Here is a 13,854-nt window from a genome sequence, read left to right on the forward strand (position 1 = left end):
CCAATACACTAGTCACTGTCCGACAAAGACGCAGCGGCGGCGAGGGGAACGGCCAGTGGGGTGGAGCACCAGCGAATTGGCGCGGTTGACCGGCACCACGGTCAACACGATCCGGCACTATCACAAGCTCGAGCTGCTGGCTCAGCCCGAACGGATGAGCAACGGGTACAAGCAGTACGGAGCGGCCCACGTGCTCAGGCTTCTGCAGATCAGGCGGCTGCGCGACCTCGGAATTCCGCTGACTGACATCGGCTCCATTCAAGATGATCATGAAGCGCAGCAGCTGACGCTCAAACGTCTCGACGTCGAACTCGGCGAGACCATCGCCGAGCTGGAGAAGGCGCGTGGGCAGATTGCGGAGCTGCTCGAGTACGGCGCCCCGATCGACACCGCCGCCGGCTTCATCGACATCGCGGCGAAGATGTCAGCTCCCGACCGCAACCTGATGTCACTGTATTCGCGGCTCTATGACGAGACGACGATGACCGAGATCAAGTCGATCATGGCCACGAATTCACCCGCCGATAGGGAAATCGACGATCTCGCCGAGGACGCCGATGAAGCCACGCGAGCGCGGCTGGCCGAGGTCGTCGCGCCGAGCATGAAGGCGCATCTCGAGGCGAATCCCTGGCTGCTCGCACCAGCACACGGCATGCGCGGAGACATCAGCATCGGACAGTCGGCCATCGCCGGTTCGATCACCGAGCTCTACAACAGCGCCCAGGTCGATGTCATCCAACGAGCCTTCCTCCAGATCTTCCCGACCTTGGACATCTCGGACGAAGAACGCGAGCACTTCATCGAGTTCGTGAAGGCCCAGGCGGCCAAGGAATCCAACTGAAGTCCGCCGAGGTGATGGTGTGAAAGCCCGCTCAGCTGTGAATTTCCGGTGTTCGACCATCACGGCTTGACCCTGTTCTGAGAACACAGTTTCCACTGGTAGTAATCAATCGGACTACTTCCAGAGGACATCATGAACACCGTCATCACCTTCTTCCAGGACCTCGCCTCCCACGTCCCCGACCTCCTGCAACCGCTCATCATCGCGCTCGCCGGCGCAGTGCCCTTCGTCGAAGGGGAGATCTCTGCCGTCATCGGCGTGTGGGCCGGACTCAACCCGATCGTCGCAGGCCTCGCCGGGGCCATCGGCAACTTCGTCTGCGTCACCGTCATCGTGTTGCTCGGTGCCCGGGCACGCAGGGCCGTGGTCACTCGCCGGAGCCGAACTCGGGAGAGCATTCCCGTTGGGGTCGGAGGGCCCGGAGCAGCCATTGCCGACGAGAGCACACCTGCCGATTCGAGCACAACGGCGGAGGGTGAAGCGAGGTTCCTAGACCAGCCACCTGTCGAAAAGAAGCCCGAATCGAAGGGCCGCATCAAGTTCAAACGCTTCCTCAACCGCTTCGGAGTCCCGGGCGCGAGCCTGCTCGGCCCCCTGGCCATCCCCACCCAGATCACCTCGACGATCTTGGTCAGCGCAGGCGTCAAGACCTCCTGGATCCTGCTCTGGCAAGGGATCGCCATCGCAGCCTGGACGACCCTGACCACACTCATCGCCACCGGAGCACTCGCTGTCTTCGCCGGGTGAACATCTTCGGTGGGCAGGCGCCGATCGTCCAGTGGTCCTCAGCCGATGGAGGTGACCACGCCCATATATTTCTCACCCGGACGGACGACGTAGCACTGCTTCTTGATCACCTTCCTGCCCTGGAACTTTTGGGCGAGGGATCTGCCCAACACCCACTGCTCGCACCGTTCGAGGGTCGGGTAGTAGCCGTAGGTGGTTTTGCTCGTGCCCGCTTGCGCTGGACTGGCGCCGACCACGCTCACCGAGGCCAAAACGAGCGAGGTCACTCCGATCCCGAGCATTCTTTTCATCCTCATCGCAGTCTCCTTCTTCAGAGTTTTTCCCAGCCGGTCGGCCGGGAATACGACTGACTCTAAAGTCGATCCTTGTCTAGGTGAGACGATCGATGTACCTGGTTCGGCACGCGGTGTGACCAGCTTGGAACGACCGATCCTTCTCCTACATCTGCCGCGTAAGATGGCAGGGATGACTGATTTCGCTGCTGACAAGACTCATATCTCCTCGCCTGCCGTGCTCGGGGCATTGCTCTTCATCGCTGCCACGGGTGGATACCTGCGCTCGACGTCTCCGTCCGCGCTCGGTCCCAAGGACCGCGAGATCCTCGCCGAGGTTGAGGTGGCCCTCCGCAATCAGCTGTCCGACGAGCCGGGTGTGAAGAAGGCCCTCGCCGAGGTGTCCGACTCCATTTCGTGCGTGCGGAGTCAGGCCGAGGCGGTGTCGCTGACCGCAGCGAAATACGAAAAGCAGCGCACTGCAGTTCTCGCACACCTGGGCGTGGCCTCAATCAAGGGCGCGAGCGTGTGGCCACCGACCAGCCAGACGGCAGTCCAGCGATTCGGTTCCTGGAACGACGCGCTCAAGGCCGCGGGCCTGGCGACCAGCTCGAGTGGCAGAGCTCGCGGTCAACTGCGCTTCGACGAGGCCGCCTACGACAAAGCCATCGCCATGTTCGTCGCTGATTGCGACGACCGTGATCTCGGCGCCACCTACAAGGCCTACGGCGAATACGCCGCCGAACACAAGGGTGAAGTGCCCTCGGCCGCGGCGGTACGGAAGTTCTACGGAAGCTGGAACGCAGCGCTCGCCTCGGCGGGGTGAGTCACCGGTCGCCATCGGCTACCCGAACCTGCAAAAGCGCGGTGCAGGTGGAGTGGTCTTGCAGGTTCGGGTAGCGGGTGGCACACGGGCGGCCCAACACCGCAAATGTGCAAATACACAATTTCGGCAACGACACTGGTGTGAATCGTCATTGTCGCGGGAGTGCCCGCACGGAAGAGTGATGACAGTCACTTCGTTCACTGTTCATCTGCCCTTCTGGAGGCACCACCATGAGTTCGCCCACTCGCACCGACGACGGATCCGTCGACAACTCGGGCACCGGCACAGCCGCCAGCGCTCGCCTCGATCGCGCGAAGATGCGCAAGATCGCGACCGCCAGCGTCATCGGCACCACCGTGGAATGGTACGACCTGTTCCTCTTCGGCACCGCCTCGGCGCTGGTGTTCAACCAGGTGTTCTTCCCCGAACTCTCACCGGCTTTGGGCACGATCCTCGCGTTCCTCACCTTCGCCGCCGCCTACCTGGCGCGCACGGTGGGAGCGGTCCTGTTCGGACACTTCGGCGACCGCCTCGGACGCAAGTCGATGCTGCTCGTCTCCCTCCTCGTCATGGGTGGTGCAACCCTGGCCATCGGCTTGGTCCCCGACTTCAACACGATCGGCATCGCCGCACCGTTCATCCTGCTCACCCTGCGCATCATCCAAGGGCTGGCACTCGGTGGCGAATGGGGCGGAGCGGTTCTCATGACCGTCGAACACGCACCCGAGGAGCGTCGAGGCTGGTACGGGTCGATGGTCCAGGTGGGAGTCCCCGTGGGTACGCTGCTGGCCAACCTCGCCTTCCTCATCGTCACCGGTCTCGTGTCCGAGGAAGCGCTCATCTCCTGGGGCTGGAGGGTTCCGTTCATCGCCTCCGTGCTGCTTGTCGCCGTCGGCATCTACATTCGCCTCAACATCGAAGAGACCCCGAGTTTCCAGCAGGTCCGCGAACAGGGTGCGAAGGCCAAACTGCCCTTCGCCCACCTCATGCGCCACTACTGGAAACCCGTCATCCTCGGCGGCGTCGCTACCCTGTCGACCGGGTCAACATTCACGCTCATGGTTGCCTCCGGCGTCAACTACGGAACCCAGGAAAAGGGGCTGTCGAGCAACTTCATGCTCTGGGTCGTCCTTGTCGCCTGCATCATCGGACTCATCTTCATCCCGGTCTTCGGCCGCCTCTCCGACAAGGTCGGACGGCGCCCGATCATCGCCGCAGGAATCGCCGGCGAAGTCATCCTCGCCTTCCCGTTCTTCTGGCTCATGAACACCGGCAGTCCCGCCGCAGTCTTCCTCGCCTACGGGCTGATGATGATCGCCTTCTGCGCGAACTACGGACCGATCGCGACCTTCCTCGCCGAGCTCTTCGGCGCGAAGATCCGCTACTCCGGACTGTCCGTGTCCTACATGCTCTCGGGCCTGCTGGGCTCGGCAATCACCCCCGCGATCACCGTGTGGCTGCTCGACGTCACCGGCAAGTCCGACTCGATGGCCTGGTACATCGCCGGCTCCGCGGTCCTGTCACTCATCGCCCTGTTCCTGCTCACCGAAAACCGCCTGCAGAGCATCGACCGTGCCGATACCGCCGAGGCCGGAGTCAACGCTGACACCACCGCCGAGGTGGGGGTGGAGAACCGATGATCCGCCACATTGAAACAGCCCCGGGTTTGGCCCCGAGTATCGGCCCGTACTCGCAGGCCGTCGTCGCCAACGGATTCGTCTTCACCACAGGTCAGGTTCCGTTCGCTGCCGACGGCATCACGCCTGAAGCGTTCGAAGACCAGGTGAGGACGTGCCTGGGCAACCTGCGATCGGTTCTGGAAACCGCCGGCAGCGGCATCGACCAGGTCGTCAAGGTCAACGCCTATCTGACCGCGCCGGAACAACGGGAACCATTCAACCGTGTCTATGCGGACTTCTTCGGAGAGGCCAAACCGGCACGGACCACCGTGTGCGTCTCCATCTGGGACATCTCGCTTGAGGTCGAATGTGTCGCGGTTGTCAGCGATTCTTCCGAAGCAGCGGGTGGGGCGTGAGCGGTATGGCGGTGGACCTGGACTGTGAGGAGTTGGCCTCCGAGGAACTGATCGCCTCACTGAGAGAGGTCGAGCTCCCGACGCTCGGTCACTTCCTCGAAGACGGATTCTGCACTCCCCGCATGGTGCCGATCAACGAAGGGCCGCAGATGGTCGGCCCGGCCAGAACCCTCGATCTGCGCGAACCCGATGCGCTCGCCGTCAACCGCGCACTGCACGCACTGAGGCCGGGTGACGTTCTCGTCATCCGGGTCGCCAGCGGCCTCCACGCGCCGGTCGGGGCGGTCACGGCGGCGGCCGCGATCGCCCAGGGTGCCGCAGGCATCGTCGTCGACGGACCCGTCACCGACGCCGCTGCGCTGCGCAACGTGCAGGACAGGCTCCCGGTCTTCGCCACCGGACTGATCGCGCGGACGACGAAACGTACCGGCAGCCTCGGCGATGATGTCCTTGACTGCGAGATCGACGGCGTCACAGTCCGCCCCGGTGATCTGGTTCTCGGTGACCGGCAGGGAGTGCTTGTACTGCCACCGACGGGCCCGGGGAATGAGGTCCTGCAGGCGGCGCTGGCCTCCGACTGGGGCGAACCAGCACTTCTCGCGCGAATTGCCGCGGGGGAGGACCTGCGGGAGCTACTGCCGGGGTGACCGGGGAACGGTCAGATCTCAGACTCCCTGAGCGACCGCCTCGGCGATGGGGGTGTCACCGTCGTGGAAGTTCAGCGTCTTACCGAAGCTCGCGGGCTCGGCAATGGCTGCGGCGATGACATGTGCGACGTTGTCGCGAGACGTCGAGGGCACGTCCAGGTCGCGGGTCTCGCCGGCGCTGTCCACGGTGATCTTCTGTGTCGCAAGTTCGAGGGTCAGAACTGAGGGGCCGAGGACCGTCCAGTCGAGGTCGGTCTTCGTGCGCAGATGTTCGTCGGCCTGTGACTTCGCGTTGTAGTAGGCGTACATTCCGTCGCCCTTCTCGACGCCGGGAACTTCGCCGTCGACGAGCCGGGAATTGAAGTATGAGACCATCACGAAGCGGCGGATACCCGACTTCTGGGCTGCATCCATCACGCGGATGGCGGCATCGCGATCCATCGCCCATGTGTGGTCCTCACCCGATCCGCCAGCACCGGCGGACCAGACAACCGCGTCACTGCCGGCCAGCACCTCGGCGATGGCATCGGTGTCGAGGTTTTCGACATCGGCGACGACAGGCGTGGCGTTCGCCGCCTCGATTTCGGAGGACTGCTCCTCCTTGCGGATGACCGAACGGACCGTGTGCCCGGCATTGTTGAGCAGCGGTGCCGCAAGCATCGCAACTTTTCCGTGGCCGCCGATGATCGTGATAGTCGACATGTCTGCCTCTCAAATGGTGGAGTGCGTTCTATTGGTTCCCTGGTGTAAGTCCGGATGTCGGCTCAGTATTCCGAATGCGGTGGTATATTTACTGGTATGATTTCGGCGAAAAATGGACACGAGATTCTTGACGCAGTTGGGCACGAATTTCAGACTGCCCTGATCGATTCGGTCGATCAAGCCCGCATTGACCTGGGTGACTTCCAGGATTTCAGACCCGCCTGGTTTCCGACATTCACGCAGCGATTCATCAGCAGCTTCATCCACGAGCGAGTGTGGGCAGAACTCGTTCGTCGAATCGACGCGTCCCCTGAGTCAACGATCATTGACGACGAGCCGGTACGTGAGATCGGATGGATGAACTCATTCAAACTTCGCGTGAAGCGCCACCGGGCGGGGGACGTCATCGCTGCATTCCCCACCGAAGGGGCGAAACGTTGGTATGAGCCGACTCTTCCTCTCGATGGGCTTGAGGTGACGCATCTGGCTGTCGGGTACAAGTGGATGGATGGGCGAATCGGTCCTGCCGTCATCTCCTATCGAGAGTCACTTGATAGTCGAGTCCTGTGGGCCGTCACACTCGAGCGCGAAGTTGAGCGCCCGGCGACGATCCGGGTGGAAGACGTCTACGAGACTTCTATGCCTGAACTGGATCTCAGTGGCCTCGTCGACAGCGACGAAGAGACTGGAACTGACGAACTGTGAAAGGCGAAGTCATAGAGACACTGATGCGCGCACGAGGCCTGACTCAGGCTGATCTCGCGTTGGCGATCGGTGCTGCTCAGGCCACTGTTTCCCGATATATTTCGGGGGCCAGGACGCCTGAGGACTCTGAAATCCGCAGGATTGCCGGCGAGCTTGGTGTCACCCCGGCGTTCCTCGTCAAGGAATTTCGCATGCGTGCCGCCATCGGAGTGTCAGCGCATATGCGCCGCCAGTCGTCGACCAAGGTGTCGATGTGGAAGTCTGCCGAAGCGAAACTGAACGAGCTCCGGATGCATATGTCGATGCTCACCGAACGCGCGCCTTTGCAGACGGCAACCCATGTGCCGACCTTCGATTATCAGTTCACAAAACCGGCGGAGGCTGCTCGTCGAGTTCGTACAGCTTGGCGCGTGCCACTTGGGCCAGTGAGGTCTGTGGTGGACCTGATGGAGACAGCGGGAACGATTGTCTGTGAACTCGACCTGGGCACTCATCGAATCGATGGTCTTTCGCAGTGGGTCTCCGACTATCCGCTGGTCATCGTCAACTCCTGGTCCTCGCCTTCGCGCAAGCGCCTGACGTTGGCTCATGAGCTGGGGCATCTTGTCATGCACGCAGACGGATATGTCGATGACGAGATGATCGACGTTGAAGCCCAGGCCAATGAGTTCGCAGCCGAGTTCCTAATGCCGGAGGCGGAGATCCGTCACCAGCTGAAGACGCTGAAGCTGCCCAATCTCTTGGCTCTCAAGCTCGAGTGGGGAGTCTCTATGCAGGCCATCTTCGAGAGGGCATTTCGCCTTGGTCTGGCGAGCGGAACCGATCGGCAGAATTTCTACCGGCAGATCAGCCGCAAAGGGTGGCGCACAGAAGAGCCAGAGGAAGACCGTGTCCCAGTGGAGTCGCCGAGGCTGGTGTCAGGTCTCGTCGCTCAGTTCAGATCGGCGGGTTTGACCAACGACGACTTCGCAGACTTGACCGGTTACGCGAGGGATGCGGTGCCTGACGTGTTCCTGCCTCAATCGGGTCGCCACTTGAGCTCGGTCTGAGTTTCACCGGGTCACAGGTGTCGGCAGGCATTACCGCGTCGCGGCGAAGTCGGCGATCCGATCGCAGGCCGTCTCAATGGTCTCCGGGGCGACGGAGAACGTCAGTCGCAGGTAGCCCTCACCCTGAGCCCCGAATGCCGAGCCGGGAATCGTTGCCAACCCGTGGTTCTCCAGAAGAGCGGTGGCCGCCTCCCACGAGGTCAGTCCCCAGTCCTTGATGTTGGCAAAGGCATAGAACGTGGCCTCGGGGCGCAGCATGCTGATGCCGTCGATGCCCGCAATGCGCTCGGTGATGAGGTCGCGGCGCTGCGCATAGGACTGCACCATCATGTCGACGTCGGTCTGCGGGCCCTCGATCGCTGCGAGTGCCGCTTCCTGCACGAACCCGGGAAGGCTCGAGGTGATTCCCTCCTGGAGGAAGGCCATCGGCGCGATGAGATCGACCGACCCGATGACGAATCCACAGCGCCACCCGGTCATCGCGTAGGTCTTCGAGAAGCTGTTGACAACGAGGAACCGATCGAAGCCAGGGCGCACGTCGGCGATGGAGGTGAACTGGGCATCGTCGAAGGTGATCTGGTCATAGACCTCGTCGGAGATGACCGTGAAGCCGAACTCCTCGGCCAGATCCGCGATCGTCTCCAATTCGGCCCGGTCCATGACCGAGCCCAAGGGGTTCGACGGGCTGTTGATGATGATCGCCGCGGTCTTGTCGGTGATAGCCGATCGAACGTCCTCGGCGCGGAATTTGAAGTCGTTGTCCTCCGTGACCGGCACTGGAACCGCCACCCCGCCGAGGCGGTGGATCTGTCCCACATAGTTCGGGAAGCTGGGATCGGGGATGATGACCTCTTCACCAGGGGAGACGGTGACGTCGAGGGCGAAAGTCAGCGCCTCCATCGCACCGAAGGAGACCATGACATTGTTGGCCGTGACCTCGCGATTCCACCGGCCGGCGTACTTCGCCGCGATCGCCGTGCGCAGCGGTGGGATGCCGGCGTTGGCCACGTACCGAGTCTGATTGTTCTCGATCCCGCGGATGCCGGCGGCCTTGATGTGCGCGGGAGTATTGAAGTCCGGCTCGCCGACCGTCAGCTTCACGGCCTCTGGGTAGTCCAAGGCTAGGGCATGTCTCCTTTATTGGCGGAGCCATGTCAGGATCGCGCTGATCACGACGGCCGCTCGATAGGTGATGGCGAGCTTGTCGTATCTCGTCGCTAACCCCCGCCATTGCTTGACGTAGGCAAACGAACGCTCCACCACGTTGCGGTTCCGGTAGACACCGGCGTCGAACGCCGGCGGCCGCCCACCTTTGCTACCGCGCTTCTTACGAGTCGCGATCTGGTCTTTCTTCTCCGGGATCACCGCCCGAATACCACGCGAACGCAGATAGTCGCGGTTGGCTCTGGACCCATACGCTCGATCCGCCAGAACAGCGTCCGGACACGTGCGAGGACGACCACCGCCGACCCGCGGTACTCGAATGTCAGCCAGCACCTGCGGCAGGATCACCCCGTCGTGGCGCTGTCCGCCGGTGACCACGACAGCCAAAGGCCGGCCTTTGCCGTCGACGGCATGATGGATCTTCGTCGTCAGCCCACCACGTGAGCGACCGATGCCGTGCCCGGCGGGTTCACATTCCGAATCAGGCAGATTTTTGTAATTCGACGTAGCCCCCTGTGTCCTGATCGAGGCGTGTCGTGTTCGTCGCGTGCTGGTGAGCACGATTGATGGTGCCATCGACGGAGATGTTCCAATCGATGTCACCGGCAGCATCAGCATCGGAAAGCACCCGAGCTAAGACTCGGTCCCAGGTGCCGTCGGCGGCGTAGCGGCGGTGACGTTTCCATACTGTCTGCCACGGCCCGAAATGCTCGCGCGGCAGGTCACGCCAGGCGATGCCAGCGCGGTAGCGGTAGACGATTCCTTCGACGATTCGCCGGTTGTTCTCAAACGGTCGGGCTCTTTTGCCGACGTTTGAGGGCAGGAGTGGTTCGATCTTCTCCCACTGCTCATCAGTGAAGACTCGGTGTCGTTGCTGTGTAGTCACGTCTCCACCGTGCCAGTCCTGGAATGGTCAATAAAGGAGACACGCCCTAGGTTGAACATCTTGCGGATGTTCGAGGCTGGGTAGGTCTGGGCCATCGGGGCGATGCGGCGGTACTCATGTGTCATTGATTCCTCGTACTTCTGTGTGGAGCCACGTTGGTTGGGCCGGGTCTATTCGTGGAGCCCGGCCAGGCGGGAGCCGAACTGGGCGAGGAGGCTCGTCTTCTTCGCCCCGGTGATGCGTTCCCATTCGTCGGCGATGTTGAAGATCTTGTACATCGAGCGGATGCCCAGCCAGCGGATGGGCTCGGGCTCCCACTGACCGGAGAAATGATCGTTCCAGGGCAGTCCGGTCAGCGGCGTGGCGGCTCCCGAGGCCCGGTCGAGCAGGGTCTTCGCCGCCAGATGCGTGGCCGTCACCCCATGACCGGCATAGCCGCGGGCTACACCGATGCGCTGGTCGGTATCGAAGAAGATGCCTGCGCACCAGTCCCGAGTCACGCCCAAGGCGCCGCGCCACGCATGGGCGACCTCGAGCTCAAGGTCGGGGAAGAGCGAGGACAGGCGCGCACTCAACGCATCGACCACCTCGGCGGGGACTTGGCCGTCACCCGGCAGACCGGATCCGAACTCGTAGGGTGCACCGCGACCGCCCAGCGCGATCCGATCATCGTCAGTACGCTGAGCGTAGATGAAGGTGTGCGCTGTGTCGCCCAGGCATTCCCGCCCGTCCCAGCCGATCTCCTCCCACGCTTCAGCCGGCAGCGGGTTGGTCGCGATCATCGACGAGAACACGGGAATGACCTGACGTCCTTCCAGCCCGGGCAGGTCGCCAGTGACGGTGTCCGAGTAGCCCTCGATGCAGACGAAGATCGTGTCACTGGTGACAGGCCCCCGATCGGTGGCGACGACGCCCTTGCCGATATGACCCGCCGAGGTGTCTTCGCAGATCGTGACACCCTGCTTCCGGAGGACGTCGGCCAGTCCACGTGTGAGCAGGGCCGGATCGATGCGCGCGGTGCCCGGGAAGAAGACACTGCCGCGAGCGTTGTCGACGTTGATGTGTGCTTTGGTCGCCTCGGCATCGAGGAACTGCATGTCCTCCGGCCCGTACCCGTACTGTTCGTCGCCGTCGAAGAGTTCGCGCAGCCTGGACATTCCGGCCTCGGATTGGGCGATATCGATGTGACCGCCGCGGACCTGATGGGCGTCGATGTTCTCCCGTTCCAGGACTTCGAGCACCTCGTCGATCGAGTCGAAGAGAGCGGACTGGAAGGACCTCACGGATTCGACTCCAGTCAGTCCTGCCGAGCCGACCGGGCCGGTGGGATCAGCAGTGCGGGCACGGTCGACCGCCTCGGCGTATTTGGCTCTGTTGCCCGGCAGCAATGTCGAGAGCCAGCCGCCGTTGCGGCCCGACGCGCCGTAGCCGATGTGCTTGGCCTCGACGATGGTGATCTGCCAGTCGGGGTGGGCCTGCCTCGCATAGTAGGCCGACCACAGTCCGGTCATGCCGCCGCCGACGATGGTGAGGTCCTGTTTTGCGGTGGGAAGTGGGGAGGGAGAGGTGGTCTCGGGCGGTGACTGGGTCAGCCAATGGGAGGCCTCGCCGTTGAGGTAGGACATGGAATCAGTTCTATCCCACCGCTGGAGCTAAGTAAATGGTTGCGGGGTGGCGTATTGCCATATGGAATCCGTGCGGCCCTGGGATGGTTTCATAAATCACGGAGCGCGATCGATCCGGCTGCTGGATACACTGATTCCATGAGCGCAATGGAGCCGATCAGCACCCACGACTATTCTCTCGACCACGGGCCCATCGAGGACTGGCAGCGGGCGGATGCGACTGCCTCGGCGACGGGAAGAAATACGGCCCCGGACGCAACTACCGCGTTCGCAGAGCTGGGCACGATTGCCGGAGCCGAATACGGGCTGTGGGAGATGGGCGCCGGGGCGATGCGCGACGTCGAAGGTGAGGAAGTCTTCCTCGTCATCAGCGGCACCGGCCGGATCGAGTTCGACGAACCCGCATTGGCTCCGGTTGAATTGGGACCGGGGTCGCTGGTCCGGCTTGAGGACGGGATGAAGACCCGCTGGTGTGTCGACGAGGCACCGCTGCGGAAGTTGTTCATCGCTCCGAGCGAGGGCTGAGCCGAAGCCCAGAACACCGTGCCGCGGGCTTGTCGGTACTAGTACTCGATCTTCAAGCTCCGCAGACGCCGGTAAAGAGTCGTTCGGCTCATTCCCAGCGCTCGGGCGGCCTGGTTCTTGTTGCCTTCCGCAGCTGCCATGGCTTCGACGATCGCCGCGCGTTCGGCCCGATCCAATCCGAAGAGAGGCTGATTCTGATCGCGTCGATAGATTTCGGGCAGGTCGGATAGGGTGATCTGCCCGCTGGCTCGCTCGGCCAACACCTGCATGAGGACTTTTCGGAGCTGCACTAAATTGCCGGGCCAATGTGCTCGGGCCAGTCCCTGTGATGCGGTTGCAGAGAATGTGAAGCGTTTCTTGCTGGCAATCTTCTGCGCCATCGCCTCGATGAGGATCGGAAACTCGGCTACTCGTTCTCTCAACGGGGGGAGCTCCACGTATTGATCTGCCATTGACAGAACCGAGCGAAGACGCCCGTCTGCCTCTTGAGCGTGAGAATCCGCGGTGATGACGATTCGGGCACTGGAAGCATCGTCGCTGACCAGCTGGCGGAGAAAACTGAGCTGTGCCGTCGGCAGAAGATCGATATTGTCGATGATGAGTGCTCCGGTGGTGGCGCCCACTGCCTTCTGCAGACGTTTGGACCACACCTGAGCGCCAGCAGTCTGTAAGTCAACGCAATCGATGAGGGTGGGCTCGAGAGGGCGGGATGCCTCGCGGGCCGCGCTGGTTCTGCCGGTGCCCGGCTCTCCGACTACCGCGACTGAGCCCGAACGCCCCTGCACCGCTTTCAAACGGCCTCCCCACACCTCTCCGGCCATATTCGCGCGTGGGCGACCGCGAGGAATCGTCGCCTTCTTCTGCCACAGAGGGTGCAGCGTGAGAATTTCTCCGCCGGATCGAATGTAACGGATATCCACTGCGACGAGGCGGTCGGAGGCGACTGCGATGGAAGCCTGGGACGAGCGTGCGAGGCGTGCCTCGGCAATCGTGCTCCGGAGCACGCCATAGTCGATGTGTTCGAGAAGCCCCTCGGCCTTCTGATTGCTCATCACGGTCTCATCGCCGATGGCACAGACCGCCTGATCTGTGCCTCGGGAAGCCTGGAGGAATTCGGACATCAGAGAGTACTCGTCGTGATACGTGTTCTGCAGGAGCTGCTGCTCGATCTGATGCACCATCGTTCGGCCGAAACCCTCGAGCAGAGAAGTAGTCGATTCGGTCGGAGCGGTGACATTGAGCGCGCCTTCGAGCCTCTTGCTGCCGGGGTGGATGATGGGGATGCCGAAGCAGGAGAAATCGCGAAATGCTTCGACGAAGTGTTCGTCGCCGTCGACGGTGATTCCGCGACCTGTCTCCAGTGCGGTTCCGATGCCGTTGAAGCCGAGCTTCTCTTCGCTGAGGTCTGCGCCGGCAATCAGCCCGCGTTGTTCGACCTGCGCCCCGATCCGGGACTGTGCTCCGCCGACCGTCTGCACGAGAAGGCCCGAACGATCTGCCACCAGCAGAGACAGATCCAACCCGGCGAGCTCATCGCCGACAGCGCTCAAGGTGGCGCCTGCGGCGCGAAGCAGCGCGGTTTTCGCAGGGAAGAGGTTCGTCGTGTCTGTGAGGTTCTCCGGAAGAGAGTCGTGGGTGACACCACACAGCTGCGAGCGCTTCCATGCAAAGTCCACTTCGCTTCTGCGCGATGTAACTTGCGGCACGTGACCTCCAAGGGCATAAGACTTCTTCATCTCGTCGTGCTTTTGAAACCTATCTCACAAGAGTGTCCGGCACAAGCAGTCCGATGATAGGTCCGAAATGGACTGGCGCAGCTGAGCAGGCGGA

At 62.5% G+C, this 13,854-nt stretch carries 16 protein-coding genes; 9 read left to right on the top strand and 7 right to left on the bottom strand.

Features of this window, described 5'->3' with window-relative positions:
- The first annotated feature begins 76 nt into the window (after nucleotides 1-76).
- Both CXR25_RS01580 and CXR25_RS01585 read left to right on the top strand, forming a co-directional pair.
- On the top strand, nucleotides 77-841 hold the full coding sequence (locus CXR25_RS01580) for a MerR family transcriptional regulator (protein WP_164513776.1): 765 nt from the start codon (nucleotides 77-79) through the stop codon (nucleotides 839-841).
- 132 nt (nucleotides 842-973) lie between these two features.
- Nucleotides 974-1,588: a small multidrug efflux protein gene (locus tag CXR25_RS01585; RefSeq protein WP_125240326.1), complete on the top strand. Its 615-nt coding sequence runs from the start codon at nucleotides 974-976 to the stop codon at nucleotides 1,586-1,588.
- 38 nt (nucleotides 1,589-1,626) lie between these two features.
- Here CXR25_RS01585 and CXR25_RS01590 read toward each other — a convergent pair whose 3' ends face one another.
- The gene (locus tag CXR25_RS01590) at nucleotides 1,627-1,884 is read right to left on the bottom strand and encodes a hypothetical protein (protein WP_125240327.1); all 258 of its coding nucleotides are present in this window, start codon (nucleotides 1,882-1,884) and stop codon (nucleotides 1,627-1,629) included.
- A gap of 169 nt (nucleotides 1,885-2,053) precedes the next feature.
- On the opposite strand from CXR25_RS01590, the gene CXR25_RS01595 reads away from it, so the two are divergent.
- From CXR25_RS01595 to CXR25_RS01610, 4 genes are all read left to right on the top strand, one after another.
- Entirely contained in the window at nucleotides 2,054-2,686 is a 633-nt protein-coding gene (locus CXR25_RS01595; RefSeq protein ID WP_241212366.1) for a homing endonuclease associated repeat-containing protein, read from the top strand.
- A gap of 230 nt (nucleotides 2,687-2,916) precedes the next feature.
- On the top strand, nucleotides 2,917-4,326 hold the full coding sequence (locus CXR25_RS01600; protein WP_233429385.1) for an MFS transporter: 1,410 nt from the start codon (nucleotides 2,917-2,919) through the stop codon (nucleotides 4,324-4,326).
- Complete coding sequence (locus CXR25_RS01605) at nucleotides 4,323-4,721, top strand: RidA family protein (protein ID WP_125177792.1); 399 nt, start codon at nucleotides 4,323-4,325, stop codon at nucleotides 4,719-4,721. The genes CXR25_RS01600 and CXR25_RS01605 overlap by 4 nt, the downstream gene beginning before the upstream one ends.
- Before the next feature lie 5 nt (nucleotides 4,722-4,726).
- Nucleotides 4,727-5,368, top strand: a complete 642-nt coding sequence (locus CXR25_RS01610; RefSeq protein WP_125178524.1) for an RraA family protein — start codon at nucleotides 4,727-4,729, stop codon at nucleotides 5,366-5,368.
- Nucleotides 5,369-5,386: 18 nt separating this feature from the next.
- On the opposite strand, the gene CXR25_RS01615 is transcribed toward CXR25_RS01610, so the two are convergent.
- A complete protein-coding gene (locus tag CXR25_RS01615) occupies nucleotides 5,387-6,070 on the bottom strand; it encodes an NAD(P)H-binding protein (RefSeq protein WP_096159466.1) in 684 nt (227 codons plus the stop codon).
- Between the two features lie 54 nt (nucleotides 6,071-6,124).
- Here CXR25_RS01615 and CXR25_RS01620 point away from each other — a divergent pair, with 54 nt between their 5' ends.
- Both CXR25_RS01620 and CXR25_RS01625 read left to right on the top strand, forming a co-directional pair.
- Nucleotides 6,125-6,775 (top strand): hypothetical protein, encoded by a 651-nt coding sequence (locus tag CXR25_RS01620; protein ID WP_125240329.1) that lies wholly within the window; start codon nucleotides 6,125-6,127, stop codon nucleotides 6,773-6,775.
- Nucleotides 6,772-7,824: an XRE family transcriptional regulator gene (locus CXR25_RS01625; protein WP_096146919.1), complete on the top strand. Its 1,053-nt coding sequence runs from the start codon at nucleotides 6,772-6,774 to the stop codon at nucleotides 7,822-7,824. The genes CXR25_RS01620 and CXR25_RS01625 overlap by 4 nt, the downstream gene beginning before the upstream one ends.
- Before the next feature lie 30 nt (nucleotides 7,825-7,854).
- Here CXR25_RS01625 and CXR25_RS01630 read toward each other — a convergent pair whose 3' ends face one another.
- The 4 genes from CXR25_RS01630 to CXR25_RS01640 form a co-directional block, all read right to left on the bottom strand.
- Nucleotides 7,855-8,943: a pyridoxal phosphate-dependent aminotransferase gene (locus CXR25_RS01630; RefSeq protein ID WP_125240330.1), complete on the bottom strand. Its 1,089-nt coding sequence runs from the start codon at nucleotides 8,941-8,943 to the stop codon at nucleotides 7,855-7,857.
- Nucleotides 8,944-8,961: 18 nt separating this feature from the next.
- A protein-coding gene (locus CXR25_RS01635; protein WP_236850497.1) for an IS5 family transposase occupies nucleotides 8,962-9,874 on the bottom strand; the annotation gives its coding sequence in 2 pieces (ribosomal slippage) (nucleotides 8,962-9,501 and nucleotides 9,503-9,874; 912 coding nt in all).
- Nucleotides 9,871-9,999, bottom strand: a complete 129-nt coding sequence (locus CXR25_RS19110) for a hypothetical protein (protein WP_276330398.1) — start codon at nucleotides 9,997-9,999, stop codon at nucleotides 9,871-9,873. The genes CXR25_RS01635 and CXR25_RS19110 overlap by 4 nt, the downstream gene beginning before the upstream one ends.
- A 45-nt stretch (nucleotides 10,000-10,044) precedes the next feature.
- Entirely contained in the window at nucleotides 10,045-11,499 is a 1,455-nt protein-coding gene (locus tag CXR25_RS01640) for an NAD(P)/FAD-dependent oxidoreductase (RefSeq protein WP_096158043.1), read from the bottom strand.
- Between the two features lie 138 nt (nucleotides 11,500-11,637).
- Between CXR25_RS01640 and CXR25_RS01645 the strand changes: the two genes are divergently transcribed.
- The gene (locus CXR25_RS01645; RefSeq protein ID WP_029417126.1) at nucleotides 11,638-12,024 is read left to right on the top strand and encodes a cupin domain-containing protein; all 387 of its coding nucleotides are present in this window, start codon (nucleotides 11,638-11,640) and stop codon (nucleotides 12,022-12,024) included.
- 38 nt (nucleotides 12,025-12,062) lie between these two features.
- On the opposite strand, the gene CXR25_RS01650 is transcribed toward CXR25_RS01645, so the two are convergent.
- Nucleotides 12,063-13,730, bottom strand: coding sequence for a sigma-54-dependent Fis family transcriptional regulator (locus CXR25_RS01650; RefSeq protein WP_162619305.1), 1,668 nt, complete (start codon nucleotides 13,728-13,730; stop codon nucleotides 12,063-12,065).
- Nucleotides 13,731-13,854 lie beyond the last annotated feature (124 nt).

Source organism: Brevibacterium aurantiacum (assembly GCF_003932995.1).
Taxonomy (GTDB): Bacteria; Actinomycetota; Actinomycetes; order Actinomycetales; family Brevibacteriaceae; genus Brevibacterium; species Brevibacterium aurantiacum.